This is a genomic window from Acinetobacter sp. Root1280, from assembly GCF_001425285.1.
Lineage (GTDB): Bacteria > Pseudomonadota > Gammaproteobacteria > Pseudomonadales > Moraxellaceae > Acinetobacter > Acinetobacter guillouiae.
This window is the reverse complement of record NZ_LMED01000023.1, coordinates 43,825-61,981: the sequence shown is the minus strand read 5'-3', so window position 1 is coordinate 61,981 and position 18,157 is coordinate 43,825. Positions and strand designations below refer to the sequence as shown.

General features: G+C 37.7%; 16 protein-coding genes. 11 read left to right on the top strand and 5 right to left on the bottom strand.

Annotated features, from left to right (window positions below; genetic code table 11):
• Positions 1-198: 198 nt before the first annotated feature.
• Both ASC84_RS14340 and ASC84_RS14335 read left to right on the top strand, forming a co-directional pair.
• Positions 199-999: an alpha/beta fold hydrolase gene (locus ASC84_RS14340; RefSeq protein ID WP_056515894.1), complete on the top strand. Its 801-nt coding sequence runs from the start codon at positions 199-201 to the stop codon at positions 997-999.
• A 213-nt stretch (positions 1,000-1,212) separates the two neighbouring features.
• Positions 1,213-1,647 carry a hypothetical protein gene (locus tag ASC84_RS14335; protein ID WP_155860351.1) on the top strand — a complete coding sequence of 145 codons (435 nt, stop codon included), beginning with the start codon at positions 1,213-1,215 and terminating at the stop codon, positions 1,645-1,647.
• Positions 1,648-1,754: 107 nt separating this feature from the next.
• Here ASC84_RS14335 and purN read toward each other — a convergent pair whose 3' ends face one another.
• Positions 1,755-2,387 carry a phosphoribosylglycinamide formyltransferase gene (purN, locus tag ASC84_RS14330; protein WP_004721762.1) on the bottom strand — a complete coding sequence of 211 codons (633 nt, stop codon included), beginning with the start codon at positions 2,385-2,387 and terminating at the stop codon, positions 1,755-1,757.
• Between the two features lie 9 nt (positions 2,388-2,396).
• Positions 2,397-3,467: a phosphoribosylformylglycinamidine cyclo-ligase gene (gene purM / locus ASC84_RS14325; RefSeq protein ID WP_056515889.1), complete on the bottom strand. Its 1,071-nt coding sequence runs from the start codon at positions 3,465-3,467 to the stop codon at positions 2,397-2,399.
• A gap of 135 nt (positions 3,468-3,602) precedes the next feature.
• Between purM and cxpE the strand changes: the two genes are divergently transcribed.
• The 7 genes from cxpE to ASC84_RS14290 all read left to right on the top strand — a co-directional run bounded on the left by cxpE (position 3,603) and on the right by ASC84_RS14290 (position 13,092).
• Entirely contained in the window at positions 3,603-4,805 is a 1,203-nt protein-coding gene (cxpE, locus tag ASC84_RS14320; RefSeq protein ID WP_004721760.1) for a chloramphenicol efflux transporter CxpE, read from the top strand.
• A gap of 15 nt (positions 4,806-4,820) precedes the next feature.
• Positions 4,821-5,528: a DnaA regulatory inactivator Hda gene (gene hda, locus ASC84_RS14315; RefSeq protein ID WP_004721759.1), complete on the top strand. Its 708-nt coding sequence runs from the start codon at positions 4,821-4,823 to the stop codon at positions 5,526-5,528.
• Between the two features lie 171 nt (positions 5,529-5,699).
• Positions 5,700-7,514 carry a rhombotarget A gene (gene rbtA / locus ASC84_RS14310; RefSeq protein WP_056515887.1) on the top strand — a complete coding sequence of 605 codons (1,815 nt, stop codon included), beginning with the start codon at positions 5,700-5,702 and terminating at the stop codon, positions 7,512-7,514.
• Between the two features lie 10 nt (positions 7,515-7,524).
• A complete protein-coding gene (locus ASC84_RS14305) occupies positions 7,525-9,987 on the top strand; it encodes a CSLREA domain-containing protein (protein WP_056515884.1) in 2,463 nt (820 codons plus the stop codon).
• A 225-nt stretch (positions 9,988-10,212) separates the two neighbouring features.
• The gene (locus tag ASC84_RS14300) at positions 10,213-10,995 is read left to right on the top strand and encodes a hypothetical protein (protein ID WP_056515883.1); all 783 of its coding nucleotides are present in this window, start codon (positions 10,213-10,215) and stop codon (positions 10,993-10,995) included.
• A gap of 9 nt (positions 10,996-11,004) precedes the next feature.
• Positions 11,005-12,129, top strand: a complete 1,125-nt coding sequence (locus ASC84_RS14295; RefSeq protein WP_056515879.1) for a toxic anion resistance protein — start codon at positions 11,005-11,007, stop codon at positions 12,127-12,129.
• A 45-nt stretch (positions 12,130-12,174) separates the two neighbouring features.
• Complete coding sequence (locus tag ASC84_RS14290; protein ID WP_056515877.1) at positions 12,175-13,092, top strand: hypothetical protein; 918 nt, start codon at positions 12,175-12,177, stop codon at positions 13,090-13,092.
• Positions 13,093-13,194: 102 nt separating this feature from the next.
• On the opposite strand, the gene ASC84_RS14285 is transcribed toward ASC84_RS14290, so the two are convergent.
• Positions 13,195-13,815, bottom strand: a complete 621-nt coding sequence (locus ASC84_RS14285) for a DsbA family protein (protein ID WP_004721747.1) — start codon at positions 13,813-13,815, stop codon at positions 13,195-13,197.
• Positions 13,816-14,223: 408 nt separating this feature from the next.
• On the opposite strand from ASC84_RS14285, the gene ahpF reads away from it, so the two are divergent.
• Positions 14,224-15,789, top strand: a complete 1,566-nt coding sequence (gene ahpF, locus ASC84_RS14280) for an alkyl hydroperoxide reductase subunit F (RefSeq protein WP_056515874.1) — start codon at positions 14,224-14,226, stop codon at positions 15,787-15,789.
• 175 nt (positions 15,790-15,964) lie between these two features.
• Here the strand turns inward: ahpF and ASC84_RS14275 are convergent, their stop codons facing one another.
• On the bottom strand, positions 15,965-16,621 hold the full coding sequence (locus ASC84_RS14275; RefSeq protein ID WP_056515873.1) for an FMN-dependent NADH-azoreductase: 657 nt from the start codon (positions 16,619-16,621) through the stop codon (positions 15,965-15,967).
• A gap of 153 nt (positions 16,622-16,774) precedes the next feature.
• On the opposite strand from ASC84_RS14275, the gene ASC84_RS14270 reads away from it, so the two are divergent.
• Positions 16,775-17,632 (top strand): LysR substrate-binding domain-containing protein, encoded by an 858-nt coding sequence (locus tag ASC84_RS14270; RefSeq protein WP_081409373.1) that lies wholly within the window; start codon positions 16,775-16,777, stop codon positions 17,630-17,632.
• 272 nt (positions 17,633-17,904) lie between these two features.
• Here the strand turns inward: ASC84_RS14270 and ASC84_RS14265 are convergent, their stop codons facing one another.
• Positions 17,905-18,156, bottom strand: a complete 252-nt coding sequence (locus tag ASC84_RS14265) for a YfhL family 4Fe-4S dicluster ferredoxin (protein ID WP_004721738.1) — start codon at positions 18,154-18,156, stop codon at positions 17,905-17,907.
• Position 18,157: the final 1 nt, after the last annotated feature.

Sequence of the window (18,157 nt, the reverse complement as noted above, 5' to 3'; positions counted from 1 at the left end):
TTAAAGCTCTATTTTCTTGTTATCTTAAGCCTTTATAACTGCTTTAGACCTGTTTAACTCATTTGAATGGCATCACTGAGTACAAAACAAGAGCGCGGGGTTCACTTAAAATGTTTAACTGAATCCTATTTATCAGCTACAGTATTTTCAATTCATCATATTTAGAGTGTAAAGCAAGACATGGTTAGCCTATCTCACATGAAACCTGTTATTCATTTTGCCCATGCCAATGGTGTGCCATCTCAAGTCTATACCAAGCTATTTGATTTACTGAAAGATCAATATGATGTGATTTATGTTTCTTTATTAGGCACAGATCAACGTTATCCTATTGATAACAATTGGTCGAATTTTGCAGATCAAGTGATTGATAGTATTGTGCAACAGTCTAATGGACGTAAAGTGATTGGTTTAGGTCATTCATTAGGCGCCGTTGCAACCTTTTTAGCCTCATTTAAGCGTCCAGATTTATTTGAACAAGCAATTTTATTGGATCCTCCTTTGATTATGGGGACAGCCTCCTTTATTTTTAATCTTGCAAAGAAATTTTATCCTCAAAAAATCGATGTAATGACACCAGCGCATCTCAGCATACGCCGTCGAGATCATTGGGATTCACGTCAACAAGCTGCAGAGTTGTTACGTCCAAAGGGGTTTTATCAGCATTTTGATGCAGATTGTTTTCAGGCTTATATTGATTATGCGTTGACAGAAGATCATGTGCGCGGTGGGGTGACTTTGACCATTCCTAAAGATGTTGAAGTTGCAATTTTTAGAACAGGTCCTTCTTATTGGTGGTTACCTCATCCACAACCGCAAGTTCCTGTAGATTTGGTCATTGGTTCAGAGAGTCCTTTTTTAAAACGTAAATTTCCACAAATTACCAAAAAGAAATTTAATATTCCTTTTACCCTGACGGCTGGAGGACATATGTTTCCTTTGGAACATCCAGTTGAAACTGTTGACTTAATTAAAAAGCTGATTCAACAGAATCGATGATTTTAGGTAGCAGGCAAGGCATGAAACGAAGAGAATAGCGAGACTATTTTCGAGTTTCATAACGTAGGCTGAGATAATTTTAGCCACAACCCTTCGGGACTAGTGTGTTTTTTGCCGCTATGTCGTTACGAACTACTCATTTAGAATAACTAAATTTCATACTCCGCGCCTAGTATCGCCTAAAAAACACTCCTAGTTGCAAACGTAGACGAATTGTCTACAGACCCTGATGATTTGAGAATAAGTAGTGATGTTCTATTGGGATCTTACCAATTCGGACCAACACAGATCATTGATGTTGAATTTGATTTAGAAGTTGAAAAGCCTAAATTTGATGATTTTGTGACGTTGCTTCAATCCGCTGTAAATGTGATGGGCAAACTGACCCAGCAGAAATTAAGTGAACTTCAATCTCAGATTGCTAAAGAACTTACTGACGCTGCTTATATTGACATGGAAGCCGAGATTAGGCATCAGGGGCAACAAGCCTTAAAAGCGCAGTTATGTTTATACAAAATTTGCTTTTTTATCGAAGGCGTAACGAGTTTAATTTTTATTGCGCAAATGGACTATCCTGGCTTGTGGATTTATTGTCAAATCAATTCAGCATATGAAATTGAAGATATAGAGGTTTCTGAACCGCGTTAAATTATCGTTCAACTTTTTGTTTAGATAGCAGATTATAAAATTTTTTTAGCCATAAAAAATGCATCCGAGGATGCATTTTTTCGACAGTATTTTAAATCAAGCAATACTTAAAGCTGGCAAAATTGAATTGGCTGTTTAAGTGCTTGTCCCTTATATAAAACCTGACCATTTTCCAAGTGTTGAATGGTGCCATTACAGATCCACTCAACTGCTTGAGGATAAATTAAATGCTCAAGTACATGTACACGTGCTGCAAGGGATTGCACATTATCATGTAGATCGACTGTTAAAACACCCTGAGTCAACGCTTGTCCAGCATCTAACTCAGCAGTGACATAATGCACAGTACACCCGTGTAAAACATCACCGGTATTTAAAACACGTTGATGTGTATGCATGCCTTTGTAATAGGGCAATAGTGAAGGGTGGATGTTGACCATTTTCCCTTCCCATGCTTGGACAAATTTGGCACTGAGAATACGCATAAAACCAGCGAGAATGACTAAATCAACATCCCAATCCAGTAATTGTTGATGCATGACAGCATCAAAAGTTTCACGATCAGGATAGTGTTTATGCTCAATCACCGTGGTTGCAATGCCTGCTTTTGCAGCGCGTTCTAATGCAAACGCTTCAGGTTTATTGGAAATGACCCCCACGATTTGCCCTGAAAGATTGGCATCAATCAAGGCTTGAAGGTTACTTCCACTGCCTGAGACAAGTACAGCAATTTTAATCATGTGAGAGACTTATGCAAAAATCACACGAATTTTTTCATCTGCGCCTTCAATAGAAGCCGCATTTTCTTGGATATGACCAATTGTCCATGCTTTTTCGCCTTGAGCAGTCAAAACTTCAATAGTTTTGTCAGCATCTACAGCATCAACTGCAATGACCATACCCACACCACAGTTAAATGTGCGGTACATTTCAAATTGTTCTACAGCACCTTCACGTTGTAAAAGTTTGAACAATTCAGGCCATTGCCAAGACGATTCATTAATCACCGCTTGAGCGCCATTTGGAAGTACACGAGGTAAATTACCAGGTAAACCGCCGCCTGTGATGTGTGCCATTGCATGGACATCAACTTGTTTGCACAGCTCAAGTACTGGTTTTACATAAATACGTGTTGGTTCCATTGCAACATCTGCAAGCGGACGACCATCTACAATTTGAGTTAAATCGACGTTTTTCACGTCTAAGATTTTACGAAGTAAAGAATAACCGTTTGAGTGTGCACCAGAAGAGGCTAAGCCGATAAGAACATCACCTGCTTTTACTTTCGTACCATCAATGATTTTGCTTGCTTCAACCACACCCACAGAAAAACCTGCGAGGTCATAGTCTTCACCTTCATACATTCCTGGCATTTCAGCAGTTTCACCACCGACCAATGCGCAGCCTGCAAGCTCACAACCTTTACCAATACCCGTCACAACATTTGCAGCAACATCAACATTTAAATGTCCAGTTGCGTAATAATCGAGGAAGAATAGAGGTTCAGCACCACATACAAGAAGATCGTTTACACACATTGCAACCAAGTCTTGACCAATCGTGTCATGACGATTTAAGTTCAATGCTAAACGTAATTTTGTACCGACACCATCTGTACCAGATACAAGAACAGGTTCTTCATAACCTTTAGGGATTCTGCAAAGTGCGCCGAAGCCGCCTAAACCACCCATTACTTCAGGGCGTGTTGTACGTTTAGCGACAGATTTGATTCGATCGACAAGTGCGTCGCCCGCTTCAATATCGACACCAGCGTCTTTATAGCTTAAACCAGTGTTTGGGGTAGAAGTTGAGTTGCTCATAATTGAAGTCTCCGCATTCGCGCGGGGATTATACCCGAATATACGAAACTCTTATGTTATTTCTGCACTAAAATGCTATCTTTATTAAAATATTTTCCCCTCCATAACGAATAAATTTGAAAAAGGCGTGATTCGATGCACGATCGGACTTTAAAACGAATTTTTATCCTTGCTGGAATTGCTTTAGTTTTATGGATTTTATATTTATTAAAACCTGTAGTGATTCCTTTTGTTGCGGCTTTTCTGGTTGCCTATTTATTTAGTCCAGTGGTGGATAAGCTGTCAAAAGTTTTACCAAGGTGGCTCTCTATTTCGGTGGTCTTTATTGGAATAGGCGTGTTACTGACTTGGGCAATATGGTTTGTTGTGCCCTTGGTTTGGAAACAATTAATTTATGCCCGTGACAGTATTCCTGCGGGAATCCATTGGGTGAATTCTACTTTCTTACCGTGGTTATCCAACAATTTCAATGTTGAACATATGGAATTGGATACAGACCAAATTTCTAAAGTGGTGATGGAGTATGTTCAGACCAACTATAGTGCGGACAGTATTCAAGCGATGGCTTTAAAAATTGCCCAATCTGGACTGAGTTTTATTTCGATCGGCGGAACAATTGTTTTAATTCCAATTATTGCATTCTATTTCTTGCTTGATTGGAAGCGGATGTTGGAACACTTAAAAAGTTTTATTCCCCGTCAATATGAAAGCAATGTACTTAAAATTGTTGGTGAATGTCATAGCGTTTTGGGGGCTTTTGTCAAAGGACAGTTCCTTGTGATGATTTTATTGGGAATCGTCTATGCCGTAGGCTTGCAGCTGGTGGGTTTAGAGGTCGGATTAATCATTGGTATGATTGCGGGGCTGTGCAGTATCATTCCATATCTTGGATTTGGTGTCGGAATTATTGCGGCAGTGATTGCTTGTTTTTTCCAGTTTGGTCTAGATCCAAAACATTTATTGATGGTTCTGGCCGTATTTGGTGTAGGGCAGCTCATCGAAGGATATATTCTTCAACCGTTCTTATTGGGTGATAAAATTGGTTTATCTCCTGTAGCTGTGGTATTTGCAGTACTTGCGGGGGCTCAGTTGGGTGGCTTTGTGGGGATGTTGATCGCACTGCCAGTTGCAGCTGTTATCGTGGTTTTACTCAAGCATCTCAAAGATTTATATCAAGAAAGTCAGTTCTTTAAAGCAGAGGATACTTTAGTGACTATACAAAATAATGGCACTACTGAAACAATTTCAGTCGAAAGCGACAAAGTTGATCTTGATATTGAAGTTAAAAACACGCAAGATACTGATCAATCGATTAAAAATGATCAAAATCCACTTTAGGAATGATTTGAATATATGCGTCAATTACAGTTGGATATAGAACCACAACTGGATGCCAGAATTAGTGATTTTTCTGGGCCAGGCTGGGGACCTGTAATTGATGCTGTGCGTCAGCTTCATGCAGGGCTGATGAATCGTTTCTACATCTATGGTGGTGCTGGAACTGGAAAAAGTCATTTACTCACGGCGATTTGTGATTCTTATTTAGAGATTGGCAAATCTGCGATTAAAGTATCGCTCTTAGAATTACTTGATGCGCCCATAGAGGCAATTACCTCATTAGAAAGCTATGATTTGGTTGCTTTAGATGATATCGAGGCCATTAGTGGCGTACCACATTGGCAAAAAGCGGTATTTCATCTGATTAATAACAATAACGAAGATGGCGGACAGTTGGTGTTTTCATCACGATTTGCGCCGATAGAATTAAAGCTAGAATTACCAGACCTACAATCTCGCCTTACTCAGGCAGTCAGTGTAAAAGTACCGAGTGGACAGTCCTATGCAGATCGACATGCTTTATTGCATTCCGTGTTGGAACGTCGGGGTGTACATTTTGACCCACAAATAACGGAATATTTGCTATTACATGGGCCACATCAAACGAGTACACTACTTCAGTCTGTTGAACAGCTAGAAAAGTTATTAAAGGGTGAGAAGACTAAATTATCTCATGCAACTTTAAGGCAGCTCTATGCATTGATTGATGAATATCGACAATAGTTGATTTTTACTATTGTTGAGTGCGCGTAACACAAGAGGTGAAGTCAATAGATCGGCCGATGAAAATTCTTGAGAATTTTTATTGTGTGTGACAAAGTACGCAAAAAGGACTGATAGCAAAGCGTAATGCTGGCTAATAAGAAATAATTAAAAGAAATCAAGGAGACTATAATGCTCAAACGGGGCATAGGCTTAGGATTATTATGTATTACTGGTCAGGCATTTAGTGCAAATATTACTGTGACTACCACAGACGATATTGTAAAAGCTGATAATCAGTGTTCATTAAGAGAAGCAGTTGAATACGTCAATCAGGGAATGCCTGAAGCTGGCTATAATGGTTGTGGTGGCGGCAAAGAGGTGACTGCAAAAATTATATTACAAGGCAATAAAGAGTATTCACTGAATAAGCAAATCCGAATATTAAAAGATGTCGCATTTGGTTCGACCTATGAAAGTAATGTAAATAATACACAAACGCTTGCAGGTAAAAACAATGCCATTATTAAAATGGTTGGAAAAGAACGTTTATTTAAGATTGAAAAAGATATAGATCAGAAAGCAGAGACACCACCTGCAATGCTGAAAGTTTCATTTGATGAAATTACCCTGAAAGGCTGTGGCCAAGATGTATGCGCTGAGCAAGGTGGTCTGATCTATAACAAAGAAGCATTGGGGATAAGTAATAGCCAACTTTTAGATGGTCATGCAAAGGAAGGTGGGGCAATCTATAATGCAGGTATTTATGCCGCGAATACAGCATTAAGTATCGTTGCTATTAACAAGACCTTAATCAAAGGCAATAAAGCAGAAAAAGGTGGTGTAATTTATACTGAATTACCTGCATTTGTTATCACACAATCCTTGATTCGAGATAATGAAGTTACCGATGCTACAAGTTCAAACTTTGAAACAAAAAATCAATTTTCTGAAGATGCACTAAAAGCCTTAGTAGGTTCTTCTACGTTCTATGGAATTGAAAATAGTACGATTTTTAACAATAAAGGCTATGTGGTTAAAGTCTACGATGCTATGCAGCTCAACAATATCACCATGATTCTCAATAGTATGGGCCTTATTGTAGATGCGCCTCAAAAGAAAGGTTTTGTCGCAAATAGTATTATTGCCAAAAATGGTACACAAGATTGTACGATTGTGGCTGGTGGTGAGGCAGAACAGATCAGTAATAATCTTTATTCTTCAGGATGTAATGGTTTTAAAGCAACAGCATTGGGTAATGCGCAACTGATTGCTGGAAGTACCACAGAAGGAAAATGTGACTTTAGTAGCAATGGGATTTTATGTCCGTTTGCTGAGGCACCGAGTGTAGCCTTAGGTTATTTTTTACCAAGAATTTTACCAAGTTATAACTCGGCTGAAGATTCTCTGATTATTAACCATGGTCCAGAACCTCAAAATAAAATAGCAGCTTGTTCAACTGTTGATCAGCGGAGTAAACAGAGAAATTCCAATTCAGAATTATGTGATCGTGGTGCAATTGAACTGGTAATTGACCTCGCAAATATTTCGACCGTAGGGCAAGATATTTTATATGGTGAAATAGCTAAGTTTTCAATCTCTGATCAATTACAAGATGGTGAACTTGTTAGTGCTGAAAAGTGTAAACAAATTTTTAATCGCGAATTGGATGACAATGGTAAGCCTTGGCAAATAGGTTGTTTAAAGATTATTCAAACCAATACCCCATCGAAAGGCACCATGACGATAAATCAGGCAGGTGATATTGTGTATACACCGAATGGTCAATGGCAAGGTTCAGATGAATTTAAAATTAATGTGGTGACATCGACCACAAGTTTTAATAAATCGGATAATCCTTATATTACGATTCCTGCACGAATTGTACAAAGAAAGCCAGATGATTTTAAAAACTATAAAGTAAAGACCTCTGGTGGAAGTCTAGGATTTCTTTCAATCATTGGACTGATTGGTTTAGCTGGCTATCGACGGATCAAGTATAAGTAAAGGATTGCACATGAAAAATTATAAAAAAGGATTTCTGACACTTGTTATATTGTCGACCATGTCTTTGATGGCGGCAGAAGATAAAACGATTTATGTAACCACCTTTGATGATGAGGATGGGACAAATCCTGACAAGTGTTCATTAAGAGAAGCGTTACACGCCGCCGCGACACATAAAGCTTATGGTGGCTGTAGTGCAGGACAGGTTTATTCAACAGTACCCAATGTGATTCAGTTGGAAGCAGGTGAATATAAGCTGACTAAAGAATTAAGACCCAACTCAGATGTTTCTATTATTGGTAAAGAGCCAGGTGATTATAGTCGCCCAGATGTATTAACCAATAATTTCCCTGCTGCAACACCATTAAAAACCACAATTTCAGGTCAAGGAAACTCACGTATTTTCAATACCATTTATGAAAATAAGCCGAGTCTAACGCTGAATGATGTAATTTTAAAAAATGGCTCGAGTTTAAATGACAGCAATAATAATGTGGGTGGAGCAATTTATGCTGGCGGTGCGCTCACCTTAAATAATGTAAATATTATGGATTCCAATGCGAAAGCAGGTGGGGCAATTTATTTAAATGATGTTTCAAGTTCTCTGACCATAAATTATGGTGTATTTCAGACCAATAAAGCGGAACTGGGCAGTGTACTTGGAATGACCTGTGCTGATAATTTAGAGTTTACCAAACGTAATATTGCCGTGAGTGGGGTAACATTTATTGGCAATGGTGCTGCAGATAGTTTAAGCATGCTTAATTTTTGTGGGCAACCTGCAGTGACCTTTACTGCAAATACGATTACTGACAATATCGCAAGTGCAAGTCAAGGTCGTATCATTCAATTTAGCCAATTGACACCACAAGGCAAGGTTAATTTTAGTGATATTTCTTCTTTATCACTAATCAGTAATACCATTGTAAAGAATGACGCTTGGGCAACATTATTGTATGGTTACAATGGTATAAAAGCATTAAGTAATAATATTTTGGCTTACAATAAAGGAAAATCTTGCCGTTATGCAAATGGTGATGTGAGTAAAGTTGAAGGTTCAGGTGTCGTTCTTGTATACAATGCTTTAAAATTGGCTGCTGGTGATGATCAATGTGAGGTTGCAGAGGAAGTAAGGAAAGAGGATAAAGATCATACATTTGATGTAGGTAATATTGGATTCACGACTATTTTAAATGAGTTAGAACCACCAAGTGAATCGACAGGCTTTATGCCGATGTATTTCCCTAAAAATTTAGGTACAGATAAAGATCTTGTCGATATTGGTTATACGGGTTGTAGTGGCGTTGATCAGCGTGGTGTTACACGCGTGATTGCGGAAAACTCAAATGGTCCCAGTGATGTGGCAAACTCATGTGATATTGGCTCGACAGAGGTTTTACGTCTCACTGCCAATAACCTGAGTGCAAGTAATACTTCGGTTGTTGTGGCACTTAATTCTTATCAAAACATATTGGATAATTATAATAAGTTGATTGCAGATCCAGCGACCAAACAAGACTATATTCCTTTTTATAAAATCCAATCAGAGTTGTATAGTAATTTAATCAAATACACCAAATCAGACCAGAAATATCGCACGATCTTTGTTGATCCTTTTGTAGCCAATTTGCCTGCGGAAATTATAACCAAAGATGCTACTGGTAAAGATGTTCGGGTGGTAAAACATTTAAGTGCGGACAATTATAATGTGATTGTAGAACCACTTGGTGTCGGAGTATTAAATGATAAGAAACAATTTGTAGGTAAAAAAGAGCCAAAATTCGACTGTGTATGGAATAAAGACTTAAAGAGAATTATGTTATGGCGTATAGATGACAATGTTACACCATCGGGTGATAATGAATTTTGTAGCTATAAACTTGAGTTAAAGACAAATCCAAACATTACCTCTTCAGCCTATATAATTGGAAGCTTTACCAATATTGCACCTATTGCTAAAGATGCAACATTTAATATTGAACATGGCTCAACCAAAGCGATTGATGTAGATTTACTGCAATATGCCAATGATGATGGTGATGGTAATGCTGCTGCGTTAACAGCTAAGCCGAATAAACCAAAATTTTATGTCAATGCAGATGGGGTTGAATTACCAATCCGAATTGGTAAAAACATCGATCCTGTTATAATAACGGCGGATCGTAGTGGGCCTTGTCCTGGTAGCGACAATAAATATACCTGCTATGGTGGCAAAATCCATATCCAACTTAGAAGTACGCTTGATCCATTTAGTTATAAATTTACCTACTATGTATATGATGCAGATGGGAAAATTTCTACTCCTGAAAATAGTAGTGTTGAAGCTGCTACAGTTACTTTGAAAAACTCAGGTACGGCGCCGGGAAGCCCTCGGGTCAGTGGTGGTGGTTCATTGGGTTGGTTGAGTATTCTTGGGCTTTTAGGCTTAGTGGGTTATCGTCGTAATCAAGCGAATAGACAACCAAAACAGTAACTAACGAAAGCAATTATAGGAAAATCAATACAGGTTAAATAATCGTCTTTATGGCATTGTCTGTCATACAAAAAGCCAGTTTTTAGAAGCTGGTTTTTTTGTATCTGTATGTTTTTTGCTATTTGTATAGGCTTTCTCCCTAATTTGTATTATAAGTTTTAAATAGAAAGGGTTTGTTGATTGATTTCCCTTAAATCATTGAAAAGTTATTCATTTTGAACTGATATGAAGCAATTTACTGTACTTACACCGCTTGAACAGATCTCATGTAGTTCTGATGAATTACTTTCGATTAAAAGAAATGATTTGGTTCCATTACTCGACAATCAAACACGACTGAATTTATATGCCGATCAGTTGATTCAAGCACAATCGGTACTGCTAAAAGCCATTGATCCAAGTTTGACGCAAAAGCTGAGTCAAATTATTGCACAAATTATTCAGCAATTATCTGCATCCAAGAAAAAGCTAAATCAACGTAAATTCAATGCGATACAAAAATGGTTAGGCTTGGATTTGGAGTTTGGTGTCGGGCAAGTCAAATATTTAAATGATTTAGAAAGTTTAATTGATGAAGCCAAACATTTGAGTCAAAGATTACAAATCGAAATTCAAAAGTCGGAAGCAAGATTCCAACAAGCCAATGGTTTAAGAGAGCAAATGGCGAAATATATTCGTGCAGCGCAGGAATTTTTACATGAATATCCTGCTTTTGTACAACATCGTCATCCCTTGGATAACTTTGCAGAGCGGTTGTCTAAGAAAGTCAATACGCTACAAACGTTACAAGCCAGTAATGATATTGCGTTAGCACAAATGCTGTTAACACAACAACTTTCATTGAGCTTACTTGATCGCTTTAATGAAGCTCAGCATGTTCTGATTCCTGCATGGCAATATCATGTCAAACAGAGTAGTGCGCAGAATTCTTTTACAACGACTGAAGAACTGGATAAAAGTCGTGATAAATTAATTCAATCATTAAAGAAATCATTAGAAAATAAATAGGATACAAGTATGAGCGATTCGAATCATCAAGCATTAACTGAACAATCCAATACGCCGTTGGAATTGCAAAAGTTTGAACAATTGAATTTGAAAGAAATAGGTTTAAATACTGAAGATTTTAATGAAGTTGTAAATGCGCATAAAGACTTGGCCAATATTAATCATGCATCTGTTGCTGAATATGGTAAAAATATTGCGACCAAAACATCCTCATATACAGATGAATTACTCAACTTGGTCAAAAATAAAGACTTAGATGTGACTGGGCAAAAATTAAATGAAGTTGTGCAAGTTGCTCAGCAATTGAATACATCCAGCATTTTGAATCAATCAAAAAACTCAGGATTTATTAGTAGTATACTCAGTAAGTTTAAAGGTGCTAAGCAAAGTTTCGATCAACATTTTAATACCACCAAAGAGCAAATAGATTCATTGGTCAAAGAAATTGAAACATCGCAAACAGGTTTAAAAGCACGGGTAGATACATTAGATCGTATGTTTAATGGGGTGCAAGAGGAATATCGACAGTTGGGTATTTATATTGCCGCAGGTCGAATTAAGCAAGTCGAAGTACAGCAAGAAATTGCGACTTTATCTCAGCAAGAGCAAGATCCTAAAATCAATCAGCGTGTTTATGACCTTAACTATTTAGCCAACAATTTAGAAAAGCGGGTCAGTGATTTACAAGTCTTGCAACAATCTGCAATGCAAACCTTACCGATGATTCGTATTATTCAATCCAATAATATGATGTTGGTCGATAAATTTTATGCGATTAAAAATATTACTTTACCCGCATGGAAAAACCAGATCAGCTTGGCGATTTCTCTAAATGAGCAACGTAATAGTGTACAACTTGCCAACACGATTGATGATGCAACCAATGAGCTATTAAAACGCAATGCAGATTTACTTCATCAAAATTCTGTGGATACTGCCAAAGCCAATCAACGTTCAGTGATTGATATTGAAACGCTTGAACATGTTCAAAATACCCTGATTAAAACTGTAAATGATGTCATTCAAATTCAGAAAGAGGGCATGCAAAAACGTGAAGAGGCTTCGACTCGGATTAAAGCGCTTCAATCGAATTTACAACAGTTGGTATTAGATACCAGTACGCATCAATCCTAAGCCAAATCTTAAATCTTGGCACAATCTCATCTAAAGGTGTAAAGGTTGACTGAAAAAACTCAATATCCTGTAGATATTCAACAGATCGAACATGGATTAAAAATACTTCAGCATCGAAAACGGAATTTGATGGTTTCGGCTGTGGTTTTATCCTCTGTAGGTATCGCAAGTTTAGTTTCTGTTTTTTTTCAACAGGAATTGGTTTTTAACTTGTTTGGTGTAGCACAACAGGTTCATCAATTGCACTTGCCATATATTCTAGATCAGCAGTTAAGAGAATATATCCATCAACCAGACTACCTGATGAATGCATTATCATGGTTTGGCTGGTTGATCTTAAAATTAATTGTGTCTTTTATTGGCGCATTTATTATTGTTGCTGTATTAAAAAAAATTCGCTTTTTTAAAGTCCGCTTTCAATCATTTATCCTTAAATTTGTTGCATGGCTGTTATCCTTGATTGTGCTATGGTCTGGTTTGACTTATGTGCAATATGATCTTAAAGATGATGAAGACAAAGAGTTAAAATCATTTATAAAGTATGATCAAAACATTCAGCAAAGCGATATTTATCAATATCTGCAAAGATCTGATGCGCCTGAAACAGTACAAAGCTATTTATTGGCACAAACTGCGTTGATGCATAAACCTGTTGATAAGGTTGTGGCTACGGTTTACACAGAAAAATTGATTAAAGCGGAGCAATCCGATTCGCGCTTTTTAGAATATGGCTTTAAACCTGAGCAATTATGGACAATTCAACATCAGGTATTTAATCGAGCGCTTTCCCCGATTGCGCAAGGTGTTGAAGCGCAAGTGAGTCGTGCAAGCTTTTGGTCGAACATTGTTGAAAAGATTTTATGGGGAATTTCAGCACTCAGTTTATTTTTTAGCTTGATGATTTATTGGGTGGCAAGTCGAATTGCCAAACGTTTACACCGAATTGGTCATCGTATCGGTTAGTGCAATACTTCAAAGCTTATACTTTGTAAAAATCCTGGTAAAAAGCACTTTTGTGATGAGCAAAAGTGCTTTTTTATTGCTGTAAAATTAAATCTCGTTGTCCTAAGCGACATCTTTCGCTCGGTTGGTAATCAGGTCTTTGAGTTCTAATGTATCAAAGGTTTTATCCCAAATTTCACCATCCACAATATAGTAAGGCGTAGGATGTTTACCGAAACCTTGTACATAATGAGTAATCTCAGTTTGTTTGTCTGCGATTTCCTTATGCTGAATAGAGCGTAGAACTTTCGTACCATCCAAGCCCATACCTTCAATGATTTGTTTCAGCACTTCAGGGTTGGCAATGTCTTTACCATGGGCGAATATGGCATGGAATAAAGCCTGCGTTAATGCGAATTGGTCAAAGATATTATCTAAAGCCAATATCGCCTGATGGGCTAAGCGGCTATTGGGCATACGCTTCATATGCTCAATATCCACGGTTAAATCTTGACTATAGGCAGCAAATTTTGCCATATCAAGTTTACGATTGGCTTCTTTGGTTCCATATCTTTCAGTTAGGTATTGATAAACATCTAAGCCTTGTTCTGGAATTTCTGGTAAAACTTGCACAGGTAATAATTCGATTTTTTTCGCCATGGGTTGATTCCAATGTTGTTTGAGTTTTTCAAACGCCACATAACTCATTGGATAGACGATATCGAATACGAACTCTATTTTCATTGTTTTACCTCTTCACTTATTTATTCAGGAATTGTGAATAAGTACACCTTGTTGTACTTAATTGGAGAAACCACAACATAAATTTAGCTTAAAACTTTGTGGCTTGGCTGCGCATGAATTTTTGTAGAGAGATGGTCGAAGAAATATTATTTTTGTTGAAAATTAATCTAATTTTAAGTTTCGAGGAAGTCGGGGTATTTCTATTGATTTTCTAGCCAATGCCCATATATATACCAGCATTAAAGAATTTAAATTTGAGAATAGGGGGAGATGCTGATGAGAACGTGGCTGATTTTTGTTAAACTAAAAAACCGATTGATTTAATAAAAACAAACTGTTTTATCTATTTTTTAAATAGACGTAATATACATTCAACGAAAGAAATTTACTCCCTTGGAGATTGTTAGCATGTTAGATACAAATACTTCTGCTCAATTAAAAACATTGTTAGAGCGTCTTGAGAGCCCAATTGAAATTGTTGCTTCTTTAAATGGTTCTGATAAGTCAGATAAAATTAAAGAATTGGTGACTGAAATTGCTGCGCTGTCAGATCAAGTGACTGCACGTTTCGATGGTCAGAATGATCGTAAACCGAGCTTTGGTATTGCAAAAGTAGGTGAACAACCTCGTGTATTCTTTGCTGGTTTACCGATGGGTCATGAGTTTACCTCGTTAATTTTAGCTTTATTACAAGTATCAGGTTATGCGCCAAAAGTTTCTGATGAAATCTTGGCTCAAGTTAAAGGTTTAAACCTGACTACAAATTTTGATGTATTTGTTTCTTTAAGCTGTCACAACTGCCCAGATGTTGTTCAAGCACTTAACTTGATTGCAATTAATAATCCTGGCACTACAGCGACCATGATCGATGGTGCATTCTTCCAAGATGAAGTTGAAGAGCGCAAAATCTTGGCTGTACCTATGGTTTTCCAAAATGGCGAACATATTGGTCAAGGTCGTATGACTTTAGAAGAAATCGTTGCGAAATTGGACAGTGGTGCTGCGGCTAAAGATGCTGAAAAGCTGAATGCTAAAGACGCGTTTGATGTATTGGTGATTGGTGGTGGGCCTGCTGGTGCAACATCTGCGGTTTATGCTGCACGTAAAGGGATTCGCACAGGTATTGTTTCTGAGCGCTTTGGTGGTCAAGTCATGGACACCATGGATATTGAAAACTTTATCTCAGTACAGAAAACACAAGGTCCTAAGTTTGGTTCAGATATGGAAGCGCATGTACGTGAGTACGGTGTGGACATTATGAACTTACAAAAAGTGAAAAACATTGTTGGTGCTGATCAAACAGCCAACGGTTTAGTTGAAATTGAACTGGAAAATGGTGCAAAACTTGAATCAAAAACGGTCATCTTATCTACAGGTGCACGTTGGAGAGAGATGAATGTACCTGGTGAGAAAGAGTACAAAACACGTGGTGTTGCGTATTGCCCACACTGTGATGGTCCATTATTTAAAGGCAAGAAGGTTGCCGTGATTGGTGGGGGTAACTCAGGTGTAGAGGCCGCAATTGATCTTGCTGGTATTGTTGAACATGTCACATTGATCGAGTTTGATACTCAACTTCGTGCTGACCAAGTGCTTCAAGATAAATTGAATAGTTTGCCAAATACCACGGTGATTTTGAATGCACTATCTACAGAAGTGATTGGTGATGGTTCGATTGTGACAGGGTTGAAGTATAAAGACCGTGCAACAGACGAATTGCATACCATTGAACTTGCGGGAATCTTTGTACAAATTGGTTTATTACCAAACACAGATTTCTTAAAAGCAACTGCTGTAGAGCTCTCAAACCGTAATGAAATTGTGGTGAATGATCGTAATGAAACCAATGTAAAAGGTGTATTTGCTGCGGGTGACTGTACAACAGTGCCTTATAAACAAATCATTATTGCAGCTGGTGAGGGTGCAAAAGCGTCTTTATCTGCATTCGATTACATCATTCGTTCAGGTCAATAATCTTTCGATGATTGCACGTTGAAAAGCAAGCCAAAGTGTCCCAATGAGCACTTTGGCTTGTCTTAACATTTATCTCATGTTTTACCCTTGATAGGAATTGAGTTGCTAACAGCTCAATTCCTTTTTTTGTTGGAGATTGAATGCTATTGAATAGAGCTTGCGAAAATAAGCTTTGTTAATGTTGCAGCTCTTGAACAAGTGCAATGGTTTTCTGTTCTGCTGCTTGGATCGATTGTGCTAACAACTCGCCACCAAATTCCTGATACTCAATCGCAATTTCATGAAATTTTTCGATACCAATAAAATTGAATGCTGTTTTTATTGCGGGTTCAGCATGATTGGGAAATGGCGCATCAACTGCATCAAAGTCATGCCCACCACGGGCAGAAAGGATAATCATGGTTTTTTGATGATCTAACAGCCCTGAGTAAGGTTGTTCTTTGCTGAGATCAAATGTGTAGGTTTTATTCATTCTCACGATGTGATCAATATAGGCCTTTAAATGTGCAGGTGGGCCAAAGTTATACATTGGCACACCAAGCACAATAATATCTGCCCAGTGCAATTCCTCGATAAATTCATTACTCAGTTGTAAGCGTTGTTGCGCCTTTTCTTCAGATTCTGCATAGCCAAATTCAGAAATGATCCACTCTTCATCAATATAAGGCGGTGGGTTTTGACCTAAATCACGATGTTTAACTTGTACAGATGAATCAATTTCATTCCATTGATCAATAAATAATGCGGTTAAGCGTCGGCTTAAAGAACCATGTGGGTGTGTACCTGAAATACCTGTTCTTAAACTAGTATCTATTTTAAGTATATTTGCCATGATAATTACTCAATTTGTTGTTTGTTCAAATTGATTTTTATAGAATATGGAAAAAACAACAAACGATAAAAATACATGTTATAACTGAATATAATTCATTTATATTTTACACGGTGATCTTTGGTGGTTTTGCATAATTCCTTGGAGCAGTTGTTGGCCTTTCAGTATGTTGCTGAACAACTCAGCTTTAAAAAAGCAGCAGACCAATTGTTTTTAACACCTACCGCCTTAAGCCATCGTATCAAGAAGCTGGAACAGCAATTGAATATTCAATTATTCGAGCGGCGTACACGCTCGATCAGCCTGACGCCAGAAGGAGAGTATTTACTTAAGCATGTGCAATCAGGTTTTGGGCAGATTCAAACGGCTTTGTTTCAACTAGAGCAAAATAAACAAAGATTATTGACCATTACCACAACACCATCGTTTGCAAGTGAGTGGATTATTCCCTATTTGCCAGAGTTACAAAGTCGCTTTCCCAATATTATGTTTCGGGTACATGCAAGTTATGACCTCGTTAATATGACTTCCGGTCTCTATGATTTAGCGATTCGGTATGGTTCAGGGGGCTATCAAGATGTTGATACAGAATTATTAGCAGTTGATGAATATGTAGCTGTCGGGCATCCCTCTTTGGATATTGCAACTATGAACTGGACGACTGCACCATTGATTCACTTTACTTGGGGGGACGAATACTGTCCAAATCGAGTCAATTGGCAGAAATGGTTTGAAAAACAAGGCTTACATATTCAAGCAGGGCAAGCGCAGGTCTTTTATACGCAAGAAAGTCATGCAATTCAGGCTGTATTGTCTGGACAGGGGGTTGCATTATTAAGCCGCATTTCGATTGCCAATGATTTACAACAAGGACGGCTGAAAATTGTATCGCCGTGTGTTGAAACGGCATGGAATTACTATTTTTTAACTTTGCCAGATGCTGATTTTATTGTGAATGAAGTCAAACAGTGGTGTAAGGAGAAGTTTTCACAAAATTTTGCCCATGAATAAAGATCTATGAATTTTTTCGTCGCTTAGCTTTTTGCTTAAATTACCTATCTTGAAATTAAAATTTAAATCAAACGTGATTTTTTAAATAAGAAAAAAGCCAAAGTGTTCCCCAAATACACCTTGGCTTTTCCCTAATGTTATTGTTTTCCCCTTTTTATGAGCTGTGTTGCCATACAGCTCAGCTCCATTTTCTTTATTGTTATTATTATCTGAACCTATGCGTTAACTAAGCAAAATACGTTCCAAGATTAGAATTGGTGTCGCATTTTGTCTTAACCAAACAAACTTAGATAATGAAAGCGATTTAATAATTGCGCTTTGCTTTCTATATGTTGTGGATTTTGAACAATACATTCAATCGGACAGACATCCACACAGGTTTGATGTTCATAAAATCCGACACATTCAGTACAACGCTGTGTATCAATTTCATAGAACTTTTCGCCCTCAAAAATTGCCTGATTGGGGCATTCTGGTACACACATATCACAATTGATGCATTGGTCTGTAATCATTAAAGCCATT

Bases quoted from the DNA above. Each gene is read 5' to 3' on its own strand.
- ASC84_RS14300 (WP_056515883.1), top strand. From the start codon at position 10,213: ATGAAGCAATTTACTGTACTTACACCGCTTGAACAGATCTCATGTAGT.
- ASC84_RS14340 (WP_056515894.1), top strand. From the start codon at position 199: ATGAAACCTGTTATTCATTTTGCCCATGCCAATGGTGTGCCATCTCAA.
- cxpE (WP_004721760.1), top strand. From the start codon at position 3,603: ATGCACGATCGGACTTTAAAACGAATTTTTATCCTTGCTGGAATTGCT.
- ASC84_RS14275 (WP_056515873.1), bottom strand. From the start codon at position 16,621: ATGGCAAATATACTTAAAATAGATACTAGTTTAAGAACAGGTATTTCA.
- rbtA (WP_056515887.1), top strand. From the start codon at position 5,700: ATGCTCAAACGGGGCATAGGCTTAGGATTATTATGTATTACTGGTCAG.
- ASC84_RS14285 (WP_004721747.1), bottom strand. From the start codon at position 13,815: ATGAAAATAGAGTTCGTATTCGATATCGTCTATCCAATGAGTTATGTG.
- ahpF (WP_056515874.1), top strand. From the start codon at position 14,224: ATGTTAGATACAAATACTTCTGCTCAATTAAAAACATTGTTAGAGCGT.
- ASC84_RS14295 (WP_056515879.1), top strand. From the start codon at position 11,005: ATGAGCGATTCGAATCATCAAGCATTAACTGAACAATCCAATACGCCG.
- hda (WP_004721759.1), top strand. From the start codon at position 4,821: ATGCGTCAATTACAGTTGGATATAGAACCACAACTGGATGCCAGAATT.
- ASC84_RS14305 (WP_056515884.1), top strand. From the start codon at position 7,525: ATGAAAAATTATAAAAAAGGATTTCTGACACTTGTTATATTGTCGACC.
- purN (WP_004721762.1), bottom strand. From the start codon at position 2,387: ATGATTAAAATTGCTGTACTTGTCTCAGGCAGTGGAAGTAACCTTCAA.
- ASC84_RS14265 (WP_004721738.1), bottom strand. From the start codon at position 18,156: ATGGCTTTAATGATTACAGACCAATGCATCAATTGTGATATGTGTGTA.
- purM (WP_056515889.1), bottom strand. From the start codon at position 3,467: ATGAGCAACTCAACTTCTACCCCAAACACTGGTTTAAGCTATAAAGAC.